The following is a 17,340-nucleotide window of genomic DNA, read 5'->3' as shown; positions in this document are numbered from 1 at the left end:
TCATCCCCGGGAAGTAGGACGGGTGCGCCCGCCGAAACCGGCGAGGACGAGAAGGAGTGCCCAGGTCACGAGCAGGCTGAGCACGGACACGGCGACGGACATCTGGGCCTGCGAGCCGCTGACGTTCACGATCCACACGGCGAAGGGCCGGAAGCCGAGCAGCTGCGCCACGGTGAACTCGCCGAGCACCAGGGCCAGCGTGAGGAAGGAGGCGTTGAGCAGCGCGCCGCGCAGGTTGGGCAGCACGGCCCTGACCAGCGCCTGGGGCCAGCCGGCGCCACAGCTGCGGGCGGCCTCGACGAGGGTGCGCACATCGACGGAGCGCAGCCCCGCGTCCAGGGCGCGGTACACGAACGGCAACGCCATCACCACGTACGCCAGCACGAGGACGACGGGGAAGCCGGGGTCCTGGATGGCCACGAACGTCTGGAAGAGGGGGGTACGCGAGAGGTGTTCGGGCCCCCATTTCAGGACCGTCCCGATGCCGGCGACGAAGGCGATGGGCGGCACCACCAGCGGCAGCGCGCACACCACCTCGACGACCGGCCGCAGCCGGGGCGAGCCGAGCCGCAGCGCCACCATGGCGGGCACCATCAGGAGCAGGACGACGGCGATGGTGGCGGCGGCCAGCTCCAGGGAGAGCAGCAGGCTGGACCCGAAGCCCGCGGTGGAGAAGATCTGTGTGTAGGCGTCGAAGGTGACGCCCTGTCCGGGCACGTCGACGGTGAAGACGACCGACGCGGCCAGCGGCACCAGGAAGTACAGTCCGGCGAGGCCGAGGACACCCCACCGCCACAGGTTCAGGCGAGCCATCGCGCGCTCCGTCGTTGCAGGGGCAGGTACACGGCCATGACCAGTCCGGCGACCAGGACCATGTCGAGGCTGAGGGCGAGCGCCACGTTCTCCTGCCCGACGAGGACGTTGCCGGAGATGGCGTCCGCGATCTGGAGGGTGACCAGCGGGATGGAGCTGCCCACCATGGCCGCGGCGGTGGCGTACGCGGCGAAGGCGCTGCCGAAGAGCAGCACGAGGCCGCCGAGGAGCGAGGGCAGCAGAACGGGCAGGGCGACGTGCCGCCAGTACTGGGCGGACGTCGCGCCGTTGTTCTGGGCCGCCTCACGCCACTGGGAGCGCAGTCCCTCCAGGGCGGGGGTGATGGTGAGCACCATCAGCGGGATCAGGAAGTACAGGTAGACGATCACCAGTCCCCAGAAGCTGTACAGGTCCCAGCCCCGGTCGGTGAGACCGAACTGCCGGGTCAGCACACCGGCGTTGCCGAGCGTGGCGACGAAGGCGAAGGCGAGCGGGACGCCGCCGAAGTTGGCCAGCACCCCGGACGCGGTGAGCACGGCCTCGCGCAGCGCGCGGAAGCGGGAGGTCACGACGGCCTGGGCGAGCGGCAGCCCGAGCAGGGCTCCCAGGAAGGCCGACACGGCGGACAGTTTCACGCTGCCGAGCAGGGCCGTCAGGTACGCGCCCCGCAGGGAGGCCGTCAGGTTGTCGACCGTGTAGGAGGTGCCGCCGGTGGCCGGGTCCTTGGCGGTGAACGCGCCGTCGAGCATGGCCACGGCGGGCAGCCCGAAGGCGAGCGCGGTGAAGGCGAGCAGCGGGACGACCGCGAGCCAGCCGAGGGCACGGCGCCGCCGCTTCACCGGAGCGGCGGCCGCCGTGTCGACCCGTACGGCGGTGGTGGTCATCCGGAGACGGCCTTGGCCCAGCCCTGCCCGAGGACCGTCTTGGCCTTGCTCTGCTGGGTCTCGGTCGGGAAGGAGGGCGCCCCGGAGACCTCGGGCAGCTTGGCGGCCGCCGTCTTGTCGAGGGTGCCGGCCTTCTCCATGGCGGTCATCAGGGCCGGACGGGCGTACCCCTTGAGCCACAGGTTCTGGCCCTCGGCGCTGTAGAGGTACTCCTGCCACAGGCGGGCCGTCGCCGGGTGCGGGGCGTCCTTGTTGATCGCCTGGGAGTAGTACTGGGAGAACTGGCCGTCGCTCGGGACGGACACCTTCCAGTCGACGCCCTTGGACGTGAACTCGTCGGCGTATCCGGCGTTGAGGTAGTCCCAGTCGATGCTGATGGGCGTCTCGCCCTTCTCGACGGTGGCCGGGGTCGACTCGACGGGAGTGTAGTTGCCGTTCTTCTTCAGCTTGGCGAAGAAGTCGAGGCCGGGCTGGATGTCGTCGAAGGAGCCGCCGCTCGCGAGGGCCGCCGCGTAGACGCCGCCGAACGCGGAGCCGGACTTGGTGGGGTTGCCGTTGAGGGCGACCTGGCCCTTGTACTGCGGCTTGAGGAGGTCCGCGAAGGTGGTGGGGCAGGTCTTGACGCGCTTGGCGTCGCAGCCGATGGAGATGTAGCCGCCGTAGTCGTTGTACCAGCGGGCCTGCGCGTCCTTCTGGCCCTCGGGGATGTCCGCGAAGGAGGCCACCTTGTAGGGGGCGAGCAGCCCCTGCTGGGCGGCGCTCAGCGCGAAGGAGCTGCCGAGGTCGAGGACGTCCGGCGCGCGGTCCTGGCCCTTGCGCGAGGTGACGGCGTTGATCTCGTCCTGGCTCGCGCCGTCCGGGTTCTCGACCGCGACCTTGATGCCGTACTTCTTCTGGAAGCCGTCTATGAGGGCGCCGTAGTTGGCCCAGTCGCGGGGCAGCGCGATGGCGTTGAGCGTGCCCTCCTTCTTGGCCGCCTTCACCAGCGCGTCGAGTCCGCCGAAGTCGGCGGCGGAGGTGGCGGTGGCGGCGTTCTTGCCGTCGGCGGTGGTGGAGGTGGTCTCGGGGGCGGCGCCACAGGCGCTCAGTGCGAGGGCGGCGAGGGCGGCGAGGACACCGCCGCGGACGGCGGTTCTCGGCAGGGGCACGGTCACGGCTTCTCCAGGGGACGCGCGAGAATGCAGGAGATGAGGCGAACTTGTCTGAACAAGTTCGCCTCAGTACGCACGCCGCTGGTGTCCCCTTCGTAAACACTGGCGAAACCCTGAGCCCCGATTTCACGCACAGTTGCGACTGCCGCCGAGCAGCCCTGCAGGTCGACTAGGCTGGTCAGGCTGTGTACAGCTGTCGACGCCGAGGGGAAGCATGGCCGCGCTGCACGAGGAGATCGCCGACGAGCTGCGCCGGGCGATCGACCGCGGAGAGTACGCGGTCGGCGCGCGGCTGCCCGCCGAAACCGACCTCGCGGCGCACTACGGCGTCTCCCGCGGCACGGTCCGCCAGGCCGTGGCGGCACTGACCGCCGAGGGGCTGATCGGCTCACGCCAGGGCGCCCGCCGCGTGGTCCTGGCCAGCCGCCGCAGCCAGAGCTTCGCCGAGCTGCGCAGCTTCGCCCAGTGGGCGCGGGCGATGGGCCGCGAGGCGAGTGGCCGGGTGGTCGCCCAGGAGTACCGCCCGGCCACCGCCGAGGACGCCGTGCATCTCCATCTGCGCGCCGGCACGCCCGTGTTGCGCGTCCTGCGGCTGCGCGGCCTGGACGGCGAGCCGGTGCTTCTGGAGCGGACCGTGTACGCGGACTGGATCTCCCCGGCCGTCGAGTCGATCGAACCGGACTGCCCCTCGGTGACCCAGCGCCTCCTCGACGACACCGGCCTGGTCTTCGCCTACGGAGAGCACGTCATCGACGCGGTGGCGGCGGGCGCCCAGGACGCCGACCTCCTCGGCATCCGCCGCACGAGCCCCCTGCTGCGGGTCCGCCGGGTCACCACGACCCGCGAAGGACGGCCGGTGGAATGGTCGGACGACCGCTACCGCCCGGACGCCGTCAGCTTCAGCGTGCACAACTCGATAGGGAACAACGCCCTCGCCCGCAAGACGGCCGAGTAGGCCGCCGCAGGCCCGCTCGGCTCGGGTCGGCTCAGGTCGGCGAGCCCGCGGAGAAGCGGCGCAGCAGCGGGGAGAGCACCAGCACGGACTTCGTCCGCTCCACGAACGGCTCGCCCGCGATGCGCTCGAGGACGCGCTCGAAGTGGCGCATGTCGGCGGCGAAGACCTGCGCCACCGCGTCCGCCTCACCGGTGACGGTGGAGGCGGCGACGACCTCCTGGTAGCGCTCCAGCCCGCGCTGGATGGTCTCCGGGGAGGTGTTGCGCCGGCAGTAGATCTCGACGAACCCCTCGGTCTCCCAGCCGAGGGCGGCAGGGTCGACCCGCACGGTGAAGCCGGTGATGGCGCCGGTGGCCCGCAGCCGGTCCACGCGCCGCTTCACGGCGGGCGCGGACAGGCCGACCAGCTGCCCGATGTCCGCGAAGGAGCGGCGGGCGTCCTCGGCGAGGGCGTGCACGATGCGTTCGTCGAGATCGTTCAACACAGTGGGTCGTTCACTTCTCAGATGGCGCGGGGGTCGCGAGTCGGGAGCGGCGGTGGCCGTAAAGGAAGTAGAACACGAGCCCGACCGCCATCCAGACACCGAACACCGCCCAGGTGACGGCCGACAGGCTGCCCATCATCCAGACGCAGAAGCCGAAGCCCAGGGCCGGCAGGACCGGGGACAGCGGAACCCGGAAGGTCCGCGGCATCTCGGGACGGGTCCGGCGCAGCACCACGACCGCGATGTTGACGAGTCCGAACGCGAACAGCGTGCCGATGCTGGTCGCGTCCGCGAGCTGCCCCAGCGGGACGGCCGCGGCCAGGACGCCGCAGAACAGCGACACGACGACCGTGTTGGCGCGGGGCGTGCCCGTCTTCGGGTGGACCTTCGAGAACACCCTCGGCACCAGGCCGTCCCGGGACATCGCGAACAGGATGCGGGTCTGCCCGTACAGCACGGTCAGCACGACGCTGGCGATGGCGATGACGGCGCAGAAGGCGAGGAGCGTCCCCCAGAAGGACTGCCCCGTCACCTCTCGCATGATCTGCGTGAGCGCGGCCTCGGAGTCGCCGAACCGCTGCCAGGGCTTTGCGCCGACGGCCACGGCGGCGACGAGGACGTACAGCGCGGTGACGATGACCAGCGAGAGCATGATGGCCCGCGGCAGGTCGCGCTGCGCGTTCTTGGCCTCCTCGCCGGCGGTGGAGGCGGCGTCGAAGCCGATGTAGGAGAAGAACAGGGTGGCTCCCGCGGCGCTGACGCCCGCCATGCCGAGCGGCATGAAGTGCGCGTAGTTGCCGGAGCGGAAACCCTGGACGCCGATGGCGCAGAACAGCACCAGGGCGGCGATCTTCACGGTCACCATGACGGTGTTGGCGCGCGCCGACTCCTTGGCCCCGCCCAGCAGGAACGCCATGGCCAGCAGGACGACGACCAGGGCGGGCAGGTTGAAGACGCCCCCGTCGCCGGGCGGCGCGCTCAGCACGTCCGGGATGGTCACGCCGATCGTCCCGTCGAGCAGTTCGTTGAGGTACTCGCCCCAGCCGACGGCGACGGCGGCGACCGAGACGCCGTACTCCAGCACCAGACACCAGCCGCAGATCCAGGCGATCAGCTCGCCCATCGTTGCGTACGCATACGAGTACGAGGACCCTGCGACGGGGATCGTGCCGGCCAGCTCGGCATAGGACAGCGCGGAGAAGAGCGCGGTGAGACCGGCGATCACGAACGAGAGGGTGACGGCCGGACCGGCCTTGGGAACGGCTTCGCCGAGGACGACGAAGATGCCGGTGCCGAGCGTGGCACCAATGCTGATCATGGTGAGCTGCCACAGTCCGAGAGTGCGCCGGAGGGCCCCTCCCTCCCCCTGGCCGCCCTCGGCCACCAGGCGTTCCACGGGTTTGCGCCGCATCAGCCGTGCGACGGCCCCCGGGCGCGCCGAGGCGGTGTGACTGCTCTGCTGCGCGGGTGCGCCTTGGTCGAGCACGCGCTGACTCCTTCGTCGCTGCCTCTCGGCGCGACGGGGACCGGCGGCGCACCCGCGCGAGCGGGGACCCACCGAGCGGGGTCCCCGCCACGCCACGTACAGCGCACGACTGTACGAGCAGGGCCGTCGCGCTCGTAATGCTGCAACCTTGCGCACACACGCAAGATCGTTGCGTCTGTCGCGCTGGGGCGCCTGTTTCGTTGCGGGCCAGCTGAACGCACCCGTTCGAGGGGTGCGGAGCCGTGTCGACGTGCGGCTCCGCCGCGCGGGCGCGACGAGCGGCCACGGACCGCGACCCGGCCCGACCCGGCCCGGCCCGATCCGGCCTGGCCGGCGGAGCGTGCCGCCGAGCTACCAGCTGGCGTGCAGCGGCTTCCCCTCGGCGTAACCGGCCGCGCTCTGGATCCCCACGACGGCCTTCTCCGCGAACTCCTCGAGGGAGCCGGCGCCGGCGTAGGTGCAGGAGGAGCGGACGCCCGCGATGATCGAGTCGACCAGGTCCTCGACGCCCGGGCGGGCCGGGTCGAGGAACATCCGGGAGGTGGAGATGCCCTCCTCGAACAGCGCCTTGCGGGCCCGGTCGTAGGCGGACTCCTCCGAGGTGCGGTTGCGCACGGCCCGCGCGGAGGCCATGCCGAAGGACTCCTTGTAGGGACGGCCGTTCGCGTCGTGCTGGAGGTCGCCCGGGGACTCGAACGTGCCCGCGAACCAGGATCCGACCATGACGTTGGACGCGCCCGCGGCCAGCGCCATGGCGACGTCACGCGGGTGACGGACGCCGCCGTCGGCCCACACGTGCTTGCCGTACTTGCGCGCCTCGGTCGCGCACTCCAGGACGGCCGAGAACTGCGGCCGGCCCACGCCCGTCATCATGCGGGTGGTGCACATGGCGCCGGGGCCGACGCCGACCTTGATGATGTCGGCGCCCGCGTCGATCAGGTCCTTGACGCCCTCGGCCGAGACGATGTTGCCGGCGACGATCGGCACCTGCGGGTCGAGCGCGCGCACGGTGCGGACGGCGCTGATCATCGACTCCTGGTGACCGTGCGCGGTGTCGATGACGAGCGTGTCCACGCCCGCGTCGAGCAGTTGCTTGGCCTTGCCCGCGACGTCGCCGTTGATGCCGACGGCCGCGGCGATGCGCAGCTTGCCGTGGGCGTCTACGGCCGGCGTGTACAGGGTGGCGCGCAGGGCGCCCTTGCGGGTCAGGATGCCGGCGAGCTTGCCCTCCCGGTCGACGGCGGGGGCGTAGCGCCGGTTGGCCGCGTCGAGGGTGTTGAAGGCCTCGCGCGGGTCGATGCCGGCGTCCAGGAGCAGCAGGTCGCGCGACATGACGACCTCGAGCTGGGTGAAGCGGTCGACGCCGGTGAGGTCCGCGTCGGTGACGACGCCGACGGGGCGGAGGTCCTCGTCGACGACGACGCCCGCGTTGTGGGCGCGCTTGGGCAGCAGGGCGAGGGCGTCGGCCACCGTCTGGTGCGGGGCGAGCACGATGGGGGTGTCCAGCACCAGGTGCCGGCTCTTGACCCAGCCCACGACGTCGGCGACGACGTCGATGGGGATGTCCTGCGGGATCACGACGAGTCCGCCGCGCCGGGCCATGGTCTCGGCCATCCGGCGGCCCGCCACGGCGGTCATGTTGGCGACGACCAGCGGGATCGTGGTGCCCGTGCCGTCCTGGGCGCCCAGGTCCACGCTCTGCCGTGACCCGACCGCGCTGCGGCTCGGCACCATGAAGACGTCGTCGTAGGTGAGGTCGTGGGCGGGCTGGATGTCGTTGAGGAAACGCACGTGCTGCACATCCCGGTCGATCAGTGGTGACCCCCGGACAGGTCAGCCAGGGGGAGAAGCACGTACTTCATTCTCCCACGAAGGCGCCGACGTGATGCCCGGACGGAACGTCCAAGCAGCTCACCGGGTGTTAGGAGGATCCTCCGAGGGCGAGCACGACCGACAGCGCGGGGGTCCGGTCCGCCGCCGAGGCGAACACCTCCTGCGCGATCTCCCACTCCTCCGGCCGCGCCCCGGCGTAGCGCCGCCAGTTCCGCACGACGACCAGCACGGGTCCGGACTCGGGTCCGTCCGGCAGGCCGGTGAGACTTTCGGCGAGGGCGTCCCAGTTGCGCGCGAACCGGTCGGACAGCTCCAGGTGCCGGGCGCAGCGGTCCATCAGGTCCGCCTTGTCCGTGACGCCGTCGAGGTCCAGCGTGAGCACGTGCTCCGTCATACAGGCACCGTCCTGAGCCAGTCGTGGTGGTGGGGGGAAGAGCAAAGGCGCGGGGGAACAGCACAGGGGCGGGGGGAACGGCAGAGGGGGGCGGCCCCCGTGACCGCCCCCCTCTGATCGTCCGTCAGCTCCCGTCCGGATCAGCCCGGTTGAGGGCCGACTTGGGCGTCGGCCCCGCCGTCATCAGATAGTCGGCCGCGGAGGTGTCCGTCACCAGGCTGGTGACGAGCCCGGACCGCAGCACGGCGTCGATCGCGGCGGCCTTGCGCTGGCCGCCCGCGATCGCGACGACCTCGGGAATCCTGCGCAACTGGTCCGTCTTGACGGTGATGCACCGCTCCCCGAGGTCGCGTCCGACCCTGCGGCCGTCGGCGTCGAAGAGGTGCGCGGACATCTCCGCGGCGACGCCGAGCGAGGCGTAGTGCGCCCGCTCCTCGTCGCTCAGCATGTCGTGCACCGTCGAGATGCCCGGCTCCCAGGAGCCGATGGAGACACAGGCGACCGTGACCTTGTCGAAGTACTCGAAGGCCCGGGCGATCCCGGTCTGGTGGCGCAGCGCGGTCGCGGTGGCCACGTCCGGCAGCAGCATCGGCGCGTAGATGGGGTGGGCGTCGCCGCCGGACACCTGGGCGGCGCGGCGGACGGCCTCGACCGAGCCGCGCTCGGCGGTGCCGGCGTCGTACACACCCGTCAGCTGCACGACCGTGCAGGGCGGCAGCCGGTCCAGCGCCGCCGCCATGTGGATGGTGGACCGGCCCCAGGCCAGCCCCAGCACGTCCCCCTCGTCGACCAGTTCGCCGAGCAGGTCGGCGGCCACCTCTCCCAGGTTCTCGGGATCCGTGGCCTCCTCGGCCTCGGCCGGGGACTCGACCACGACGGCGTGCCTGAGGCCGTAGCGGGCGCGGAGCGCGTCGGAGCGCTCCGCGTCCAGTTCGGCCGGCACGCGGATCTCGATCCGTACGAGATCCCGTTCGAGGGCGGTCTCCAGCACCCGGGCCACCTTGAAGCGGCTGACGCCGAACTCCTCCGCGATCTGGATCTTGGACTTTCCCTCTAGGTAGAAGCGGCGGGCCATGGCCGCCGCCTGCACCAGCTCAGCGGGTCCCATCCGCATGGCTGACCGGCCCGCCGACATACCCGACACGGCGATCTCCTCACTGCTGTTCACACTCTGGATACGCCGTTCATCCTCGCAGATCCGGCGCAGTTGATCAGCTCTGATGAGAGCCGTTCACATTCCTGTCGGTAACTGGTCGGTTCAGTGGCGGCACGCCCATGAGGCTCCCCGGGTCGCCTTCTCCGCCTGAGCCCGCAGGCCACGCACCGCCTCGGCCGGATCCTCGGCCCCGTAGACGGCGGATCCGGCCACGAAGACGTCGGCGCCCGCCTCGGCGCACCGCTCGATCGTCGAGGCCGACACCCCGCCGTCGATCTGCAGCCAGAGGTCGAGTCCGTGCTTGCTGATCAACTCGCGGGTGCGGCGGATCTTGGGCAGCATGATGTCGAGAAAGGCCTGACCCCCGAAGCCCGGTTCGACGGTCATGATCAGCAGCATGTCGAGTTCGGGCAGCAGGTCCTCGTACGGCTCGATGGGCGTCGCGGGCCTGAGCGCCATGGAGGCGCGGGCGCCCTTCGCGCGGATCTCGCGTGCGAGTCGCACCGGGGCGGCGGCCGCCTCGACATGGAAGGTGACGGACGAGGCGCCCGCCTCGACGTACTGCGGGGCCCATCGATCGGGGGCCTCGATCATCAGATGGCAGTCCAGCGGAGTGTCCGTCGCACGGGCCAGTGACTCTACGACCGGCACACCGAGCGTGAGGTTCGGGACGAAATGGTTGTCCATCACGTCGACGTGGAGCCAGTCGGCTCCTTCGACCGCCTTCGCCTCGTCCGCAAGGCGGGCGAAGTCGGCGGACAGGATGCTGGGGTTGATCTGCGGGGCCATGACCCAAGCCTGCCATGCCCCCCGGGGGTTGCGGGCACCGGTTCCGCGGGGGGAACGTGGTGCCTCGTCCACGGGCCCGCCCCGGCCGATCACGCAGGCCGGCGCGCCCCGCACAGGGCGCGGTCCCGCGCGGCGGTCTCAGACCGGTTCGGGGGGTGGTCATGACCGGGAACCGCGGTATCGCCCACCTCGTCTGCGGGCGGCGTGCGAAGTGGCTGGTGCTGGCGCTGTGGGTGGTGGTGCTGTTCCTGACCGCGCCCTTCGCACAGAAGCTCGCCGACGCGCAGGACAACGACGCGGCCTCCTGGCTGCCGGGCTCGGCGGAGTCCACCCAGGTCCTGGAGATCTCGAAGGACTTCCGGCCCGAACAGATCCCCGCCGTCGTCGTGTACGCCCGTGACGGCGGCCTGACGGTGCAGGACCGGGCCGCGATCGACCGTGACGCGGCCGAGATCAGGGGGCTCCACGACCACGGCATCCGGGGCGCCGAGACCCGCGGACCCGTCTACGACCGTGCGACCGATCCGCGGGCCGCGCAGATCTTCGTGCCCATCACCATGGACGAGAGCGGCTGGCAGCGCATCGCCCCGGCCGTCGACTCGATCCGTGACGTCGTCGGCGACGGCGGCGCCGGACTGGCCGTGCACATCACCGGCCCCGGCGGCACGTCGGCGGACTTCTCGAAGGCCTTCGAGGGCATCGACTCCACGCTGCTGGTGTCGGCGATGGCGGTGGTCGTCGTCATGCTCCTGATCACGTATCGCAGCCCCAGTCTTCTGCTCGTCCCGGTGATCGGCGTGGTCGCCGCCCTGTTCACCGCGCAGGCGCTCATCTACTTCCTCGCCCAGCACGCGGGCCTCACGGTGAACGGGCAGAGCGCCGGCATCCTGACCGTGCTCGTGTTCGGCGCCGGCACCGACTACGCCCTGCTGCTGGTGGCCCGTTACCGGGAGGAGCTGCGCCGTCACGAGGACCGGCACGAGGCGATGGCCCTGGCCCTGCACCGCGCGGGCCCCGCGGTCCTGGCGTCGGGCGCCACGGTCGTCCTGAGCATGCTCGTGCTGCTGGCCGCCGAGATGAACTCCACGCGCGGCCTCGGCCCGGTCGCGGCCATCGGGGTGGCGGTGGCGCTGATCGCGATGATGACGCTCTTCCCGGCCCTGCTGGTCATCTGCGGGCGCTGGATCTTCTGGCCGGTGATCCCGCACTTCGGCTCGGACGAACCGACCGAACACGGCGTCTGGGCCCGCACGGGCCGGAGTTTCGCCCGCCGCCCGCGCATGATCTGGGCCGTGACGGCTCTCGTGCTGGCGGTGTGCTCGCTCGGCCTGATCCAGCTGCGCGCGGAGGGCATCAGCAACGCCGACGCCTTCACCGGCACACCGGACTCGATCACCGGCCAGAAGGTGTCGGGCCGGTACTTCCCCGCCGGCAGCGGGGACCCACTGATGATCGTCTCCGACCAGGACCGGGCCAAAGAGGTGCGCCGGACGGTCGCCGCGACCGAGGGCGTCGTGCCGACCTCCCTCGGTGTGCCGCCGGGCGCGAAACCCGTTCACGAGGGCCGGGTGCTCCTCGAGGCGACCATGACCGCGCCGGCGGACAGCGAGGCGGCGAAGCAGACCGTGGAGCGGGTCCGGGACGCGGTGCACGAGGTGCCCGACGCCGACGCCCTGGTGGGCGGCGGCACGGCGGCCCTGCTGGACATGGACAAGGCGACGACGCACGACAACCTTCTGATCATTCCGCTGGTCCTGGTCGTGGTCCTGCTGATCCTGTGCGGGCTGCTGCGCGCCCTGATCGCCCCGCTGGTGCTGGTGGGGACGGTGATCCTGTCCTTCGCCGCGGCCCTCGGCATCAGCGCGCTGGCGTTCCGCCATGTCTTCGACTACGCGGGCGAGGCCACCGACTTCCCGCTGTTCGTCTTCGTGTTCCTGGTGGCCCTGGGCATCGACTACAACATCTTCCTGACCACCCGCATCCGCGAGGAGGCCGCCCGGCAGGGCACCCGCGCGGGCGTGGTGACGGGCCTGGCGGCGACCGGCGCCGTGATCACCTCGGCGGGGCTGGTGCTGGCCGGCACCTTCGCCGCCCTCGGCACGCTGCCGATGGTCGCCTTCGCGGAGATCGGCTTCGCCGTGGCCCTGGGTGTCCTCCTGGACACCTTCATCGTGCGGTCGGTGCTGGTCACCTCGCTGTTCCTGGACATCGGTCCGAAGGTGTGGTGGCCGCACCGGCTGTCCCGGGAGACGGCCGGGCGCCCGGAGGCGGCCCCTGGGGACGGGCACCCCGGAACAGTCCGGAAGGACGAGCCCTTTGCATGACCATGCGAGTTCATGCATAATCTTCCTATGTCCAAGGTCCTCACCTCCCTTCCCGCCGGCGAGCGCGTCGGCATCGCCTTCTCCGGCGGGCTCGACACCTCCGTCGCGGTCGCGTGGATGCGCGACAAGGGCGCCGTCCCGTGCACCTACACCGCCGACATCGGTCAGTACGACGAGCCCGACATCGCCTCGGTGCCCGGCCGCGCGAAGACCTACGGCGCCGAGATCGCGCGCCTGGTCGACTGCCGCGCCGCGCTGGTCGAGGAGGGCCTTGCCGCGCTCACCTGCGGGGCGTTCCACATCCGCTCGGGCGGGCGCTCCTACTTCAACACCACCCCGCTCGGCCGTGCCGTCACCGGCACCCTCCTGGTCCGGGCGATGCTCGAGGACGACGTCCAGATCTGGGGCGACGGCTCGACCTTCAAGGGCAACGACATCGAGCGGTTCTACCGCTACGGCCTGCTCGCCAACCCGCACCTGCGGATCTACAAGCCCTGGCTCGACGCGGACTTCGTGACCGAGCTCGGCGGCCGCAAGGAAATGTCGGAGTGGCTCGTCGCCCACGACCTGCCCTACCGGGACAGCACGGAGAAGGCGTACTCCACCGACGCCAACATCTGGGGCGCCACCCACGAGGCCAAGACGCTGGAGCACCTCGACACCGGCGTCGAGACCGTCGAGCCCATCATGGGCGTGCGGTTCTGGGACCCGTCGGTCGACATCGCCGCCGAGGACGTGACGATCGGCTTCGACCAGGGCCGCCCGGTCACGGTCAACGGCAAGGAGTTCGCCTCCCCCGTGGACCTCGTGACGGAGGCCAACGCCATCGGCGGCCGGCACGGCCTCGGCATGTCCGACCAGATCGAGAACCGGATCATCGAGGCCAAGAGCCGCGGCATCTACGAGGCGCCCGGCATGGCCCTGCTGCACGCGGCCTACGAGCGTCTGGTCAACGCGATCCACAACGAGGACACCGTCGCCCAGTACCACAACGAGGGCCGGCGTCTCGGCCGCCTCATGTACGAGGGCCGCTGGCTGGACCCGCAGGCGCTGATGATCCGCGAGTCGCTCCAGCGCTGGGTCGGCGCGGCCGTCACCGGCGAGGTGACCCTGCGGCTGCGGCGCGGGGAGGACTACTCGCTCCTCGACACCACCGGTCCGGCGTTCAGCTACCACCCGGACAAGCTGTCGATGGAGCGCACCGAGGACTCCGCGTTCGGCCCGGTGGACCGGATCGGCCAGCTCACCATGCGCAACCTGGACATCGCCGACTCCCGCGCCAAGCTGGAGCAGTACGCCGGCCTCGGTCTGATCGGCACCGGCAGCCCCGCCATCGGCGCGGCGCAGGCGGCCGCTACCGGCCTGATCGGCACCATGCCGGAGATGCCGGAGGGCGGCGCCGAGGCGATCGCCTCCCGCGGCGAGGTCTCCGAGGACGACGCGCTGCTGGACCGCGCGGCGATGGAGTTCGGCACGGACTGACCCGAGCGGGCACCCGTCCACGCGGAAGCCGGCCGCACACCATGGGTGTGCGGCCGGCTTCCGCGCGAGCCCGTCCGGACCTCAGCCGGCCTTTCGCACGGTTCGCGCGCGGACGTCAGCCGGTCTTCCTGATCAGAGCCAGGTACATGGCGTCGGTGCCGTGCAGATGCGGCCACAGCTGGACGTCCGGTCCCTCGCCCAGCGCCGGGACGCCCGGCAGCAGCGGCCGCGCGTCGATCAGCTCGGCCTGCGGGTACTGCTTGAGGATGTCCGACACCACGGCCCGGGTCTCGGCGAGATGCGGCGAGCAGGTGGCGTATCCGACGACGCCGCCGATCCGGACGGACTCCAGCGCGGTCCGCAGCAGCCCGCGCTGCAGCGGGGCGAACCCGTCGAGGTCCTCCGGCCGGCGCCGCCACCGCGCCTCGGGCCGTCTGCGCAGCGCGCCGAGACCCGTGCACGGCACATCCATCAGCACCCGGTCGAAGGACCCCGGCCGCCACGGCGGGCGCGTGCCGTCGGCGGCGATGACCTGGGAGGGCCCGGGATTGCCGGCCAGGGCCTTGGCGACCAGTCCCGCCCGGTGCGGCTGCTTCTCGGAGGCGAGCAGGACGGCCCCCCGCTCGGCGGCGAGAGCGGCGAGCAGCGCGGCCTTGCCGCCGGGTCCGGCACAGCCGTCCAGCCACTTCGTGTCGGGCCCGTCGAGCGGCGCGGCGGCCAGGGCGAGCGCCACGAGCTGGCTGCCCTCGTCCTGCACCCCCGCCCGCCCGTCCCGTACGGCGTCGATGGCGCCGGGCTCGCCGCCCTCGGTGAGCCGCACGGCGTACGGCGACCAGCGCCCGGCGACCGCCGCGTCCTCCCGGAGCAGCTCCTCGGTCGTGGCGCGTCCGGGCCGGGCGACGAGCGTCACCTCGGGCCGCTCGTTGTCGGCCTCCAGCAGGTCCTCGATGCCGGCCCGCCCGCCGCCCAGGGAGTCCCACAGCGCGGAGACCACCCAGCGCGGGTGCGAGTGCACGACGGCGAGGTGGTCCTCGGGGTCGTCGTCGTAGGGCGGTGCGACCTTCTCGATCCACTCGTCCAGGTCGTGCTGGGCCACCTTGCGCAGCACGGCGTTGACGAACTTGGCGCGCCCGTCGCCGAGCACGACCCGCGCGAGGTCCACCGAGGCGGACACGGCCGCGTGGGTCGGGATGCGGGTCCCCAGCAGCTGGTGCACACCGAGACTCAGAACGTCGAGGACCGGCGGATCCACCTCGCGCAAGGGCCGGTCGACGCACGCGGAGATCACGGCGTCGTACGTCCCCTGCCGGCGCAGCGTCCCGTAGACCAGCTCGGTGGCGAGGGCCGCGTCGCGCCCGTCGAACTTCTCGGGCCCCTCCTTCTCGCGTGCCTTGCGCAGCAGCGGCGGCAGCACGAGGTTGGCGTAGGCGTCCCGTTCGTCCACGGCACGCAGGGCCTCGAAGGCCAGCAGACGGACGGGGTCCTTCTGGGGCCGGCGGTAGGGCTTGCCCGGCTTACGGGGACGTGGGGGCTGCTCGCTCACGAGAAAGGTGCTCCGGATGACAGAAGGGAAAGGTGCGTCGAGAGGGACATCGGGGGCGACGGCCGGCTCGCGCAGCGCGCCCCATCGGGGAGGACGCGTCGGAGAGGGCCCGTCGAGGGGGACAGGGACGGCGGAAAAAGGGTGCGTCCAGCGTACGTCGGCTGCCCGGGCTACGCCCCGACGGCCTCGCCGTCCCCGATCCGGACGCCCCGCGCCCAGTCGGCGGCCCGCATCGGTTTCTTCCCCTGCGCCTGCACCCACAGCAGCTCGACGGCGTACGAGCCGGTGCCGACGTGCACGCTGTTCTTGCCCACGGCGAGCGCGCCCGGGGCGAGGTCGGTCCGCTCGGGGACGGGCCGGACCTGGACGAGCTTGAGCCGTTCGCCGCGGAAGGTCGTCCACGCCCCGGGGGCCGGGGTGCAGCCCCGCACCACGCGGTCGACGCGCAGGGCCGGCGTGGCCCAGTCGACCTGGGCGTCCTCGACGGTGATCTTCGGCGCGAGGGTGATCCCGTCGGCGGGCTGCGGAACGGCCTTCAGGGTGCCGTCCTCGATCCCGTCCATGGTCGCGGCGAGGAGGCCGCTCCCGGCGAAGGCGAGCCGGGTGAGCAGGTCGCCGCTGGTGTCGGTGGGGCGGATCTCCTCCGTCACCGTCCCGTACACCGGTCCGGAGTCGAGCCCTTCCTCGATGAGGAAGGTGGCCGCGCCGGTGATCTCGTCCCCGGCCATGACGGCGTGCTGCACAGGAGCGGCGCCGCGCCAGGCGGGCAGCAGCGAGAAGTGCAGGTTGACCCATCCGCGCGCCGGGATGTCCAGCGCCACCCGGGGCAGCAACGCCCCGTAGGCCACGACGGGACAGCAGTCGGGCGCGATCTGCCGCAGCCGCTCCAGGAACTCCGGCTCCCGCGGCCTGACGGGCTTCAGCACCTCGATGCCGGCCTCCTCGGCCCGCTGGGCCACGGGCGAGGCGACCAGCCTGCGTCCCCGCCCGGACGGCGCGTCGGGTCGCGTGACGACAGCGGCCACCTCGTGCCGCCCGGAGGCGATGAGAGCGTCCAGGGCGGGAACGGCGACCTCGGGGGTACCGGCGAAGACGAGCTTCATGAGTGGGCGGTGCCTCTCGAAAGGACGAACGACGGGCAACACACGAGTTTATGCCGCCGACGAAACCCCGGAACCCGCACGGGCCGGCCGCCCGGCCCCTCCCGACGGGGGGGCGTACGCATATGCCCATACGCCCCCACACCGTGACCAGCGGAGCGAACCCGCGTTGGTCAAGAAAGAGTTGACACACCTTCTTCAACGCCGGTTCGAGAGGCTTGTTCATGGCCGACCATGCAACCCACGACGCCCAGGCCCGGGCCAGCCTGCACTTGCTGGTGCGGGACATCGAGCGCGTCCGCCGGCAGGTGGACGCACTGCGCACCCTCACCGCGCAACTGGGCAACGTCTACCGCCCCCGCCGCTCCGGCCCCTCCACGGGCTTCGTCGTCTACGGCCGCGCCCCCGCCCCGACGGTCCGTCTCGCCCAGGAACTGCGGGACAGCGTCGAGACGCTGGTGACCGCGGCGGTGGACTTCGACCGTTCGCTGGGCTTCTCGTGGGACGCGGTGGGCTCCGCGCTCGGGGTCACCAAGCAGGCGGTGCACCGCCGTTACGGCGCCCGCCGCGCGGCCGCCGCGCAGGCGGCCACCGCAGAGGTGGAGCGGCCGACGGAGCCGGCCGGCACGCGCACGCTCAGCGTGACCACCAGCATCCCCACCGTCCCCACGGTCCCCGCCGCCCGCTCGATGCCGACCCAGCCGACGGCCGGCAGCCCTTCCCTGCGCGACGAGGTGAGGCCGACCGCCTTCCCCGGCCCCCGCAACGGCTGACGCGGGCACCGCGCCTCCCCCGCCCCACCTGCCCTCTCGGCCCCCTCCGAGAGGGCAGTCGCATTTCGCGCCAACGGTCCCGGCGCCCCGCTCCCCCGTGCCGCGCCGTCGCCGGCCTTCGCCCTCGGGGCCCTCACGCCGATCACTCCCCGGTGCCGACGGTCACGTAGCCG

Annotated in this window: 15 protein-coding genes; 4 read left to right on the top strand and 11 right to left on the bottom strand. The window is 72.0% G+C overall.

Annotation, left to right across the window (positions count from 1 at the left end):
• Genes OHS82_RS34580 through OHS82_RS34570 form a run of 3 tightly spaced genes read right to left on the bottom strand, consistent with a single transcriptional unit; the run spans position 1 to position 2,851 of the window.
• Positions 1-813, bottom strand: a complete 813-nt coding sequence (locus OHS82_RS34580) for an ABC transporter permease (protein WP_328435181.1) — start codon at positions 811-813, stop codon at positions 1-3.
• The gene (locus OHS82_RS34575; protein WP_328435180.1) at positions 801-1,697 is read right to left on the bottom strand and encodes an ABC transporter permease; all 897 of its coding nucleotides are present in this window, start codon (positions 1,695-1,697) and stop codon (positions 801-803) included. The genes OHS82_RS34580 and OHS82_RS34575 overlap by 13 nt, the downstream gene beginning before the upstream one ends.
• Positions 1,694-2,851: an ABC transporter substrate-binding protein gene (locus tag OHS82_RS34570; protein ID WP_057583664.1), complete on the bottom strand. Its 1,158-nt coding sequence runs from the start codon at positions 2,849-2,851 to the stop codon at positions 1,694-1,696. The genes OHS82_RS34575 and OHS82_RS34570 overlap by 4 nt, the downstream gene beginning before the upstream one ends.
• A 211-nt stretch (positions 2,852-3,062) precedes the next feature.
• Between OHS82_RS34570 and OHS82_RS34565 the strand changes: the two genes are divergently transcribed.
• Positions 3,063-3,803, top strand: a complete 741-nt coding sequence (locus tag OHS82_RS34565; protein ID WP_057583663.1) for a GntR family transcriptional regulator — start codon at positions 3,063-3,065, stop codon at positions 3,801-3,803.
• 31 nt (positions 3,804-3,834) lie between these two features.
• Here the strand turns inward: OHS82_RS34565 and OHS82_RS34560 are convergent, their stop codons facing one another.
• The 6 genes from OHS82_RS34560 to rpe form a co-directional block, all read right to left on the bottom strand.
• Positions 3,835-4,287 (bottom strand): Lrp/AsnC family transcriptional regulator, encoded by a 453-nt coding sequence (locus OHS82_RS34560; protein ID WP_020128883.1) that lies wholly within the window; start codon positions 4,285-4,287, stop codon positions 3,835-3,837.
• A 10-nt stretch (positions 4,288-4,297) separates the two neighbouring features.
• Positions 4,298-5,773, bottom strand: a complete 1,476-nt coding sequence (locus tag OHS82_RS34555) for an amino acid permease (RefSeq protein WP_057583662.1) — start codon at positions 5,771-5,773, stop codon at positions 4,298-4,300.
• Between the two features lie 351 nt (positions 5,774-6,124).
• The gene (locus OHS82_RS34550) at positions 6,125-7,564 is read right to left on the bottom strand and encodes a GuaB1 family IMP dehydrogenase-related protein (RefSeq protein ID WP_057583786.1); all 1,440 of its coding nucleotides are present in this window, start codon (positions 7,562-7,564) and stop codon (positions 6,125-6,127) included.
• A gap of 130 nt (positions 7,565-7,694) precedes the next feature.
• Entirely contained in the window at positions 7,695-8,000 is a 306-nt protein-coding gene (locus OHS82_RS34545) for a barstar family protein (RefSeq protein ID WP_057583661.1), read from the bottom strand.
• A 124-nt stretch (positions 8,001-8,124) separates the two neighbouring features.
• Complete coding sequence (locus OHS82_RS34540) at positions 8,125-9,168, bottom strand: sugar-binding transcriptional regulator (RefSeq protein WP_079041594.1); 1,044 nt, start codon at positions 9,166-9,168, stop codon at positions 8,125-8,127.
• Positions 9,169-9,258: 90 nt separating this feature from the next.
• Entirely contained in the window at positions 9,259-9,945 is a 687-nt protein-coding gene (gene rpe / locus OHS82_RS34535) for a ribulose-phosphate 3-epimerase (protein WP_057583659.1), read from the bottom strand.
• 161 nt (positions 9,946-10,106) lie between these two features.
• Here rpe and OHS82_RS34530 point away from each other — a divergent pair, with 161 nt between their 5' ends.
• Positions 10,107-12,269: an MMPL family transporter gene (locus OHS82_RS34530; protein ID WP_057583784.1), complete on the top strand. Its 2,163-nt coding sequence runs from the start codon at positions 10,107-10,109 to the stop codon at positions 12,267-12,269.
• Between the two features lie 27 nt (positions 12,270-12,296).
• Positions 12,297-13,751, top strand: coding sequence for an argininosuccinate synthase (gene argG, locus OHS82_RS34525; protein WP_266723855.1), 1,455 nt, complete (start codon positions 12,297-12,299; stop codon positions 13,749-13,751).
• Between the two features lie 115 nt (positions 13,752-13,866).
• On the opposite strand, the gene OHS82_RS34520 is transcribed toward argG, so the two are convergent.
• Together OHS82_RS34520 and fmt are read right to left on the bottom strand one after the other, a co-directional pair.
• Positions 13,867-15,294 (bottom strand): RsmB/NOP family class I SAM-dependent RNA methyltransferase, encoded by a 1,428-nt coding sequence (locus OHS82_RS34520; RefSeq protein ID WP_079041596.1) that lies wholly within the window; start codon positions 15,292-15,294, stop codon positions 13,867-13,869.
• Positions 15,295-15,464: 170 nt separating this feature from the next.
• Positions 15,465-16,397, bottom strand: a complete 933-nt coding sequence (gene fmt / locus OHS82_RS34515) for a methionyl-tRNA formyltransferase (protein WP_328435179.1) — start codon at positions 16,395-16,397, stop codon at positions 15,465-15,467.
• A 221-nt stretch (positions 16,398-16,618) separates the two neighbouring features.
• Between fmt and OHS82_RS34510 the strand changes: the two genes are divergently transcribed.
• Complete coding sequence (locus tag OHS82_RS34510; RefSeq protein WP_057583657.1) at positions 16,619-17,167, top strand: hypothetical protein; 549 nt, start codon at positions 16,619-16,621, stop codon at positions 17,165-17,167.
• Positions 17,168-17,340: the final 173 nt, after the last annotated feature.

The organism is Streptomyces sp. NBC_00425 (assembly GCF_036030735.1).
In the GTDB taxonomy this organism is placed as follows: Bacteria; Actinomycetota; Actinomycetes; order Streptomycetales; family Streptomycetaceae; genus Streptomyces.
The sequence above is the reverse complement of the archived record's forward strand: the minus strand, read 5'-3'. Positions and strand labels throughout refer to the sequence as shown.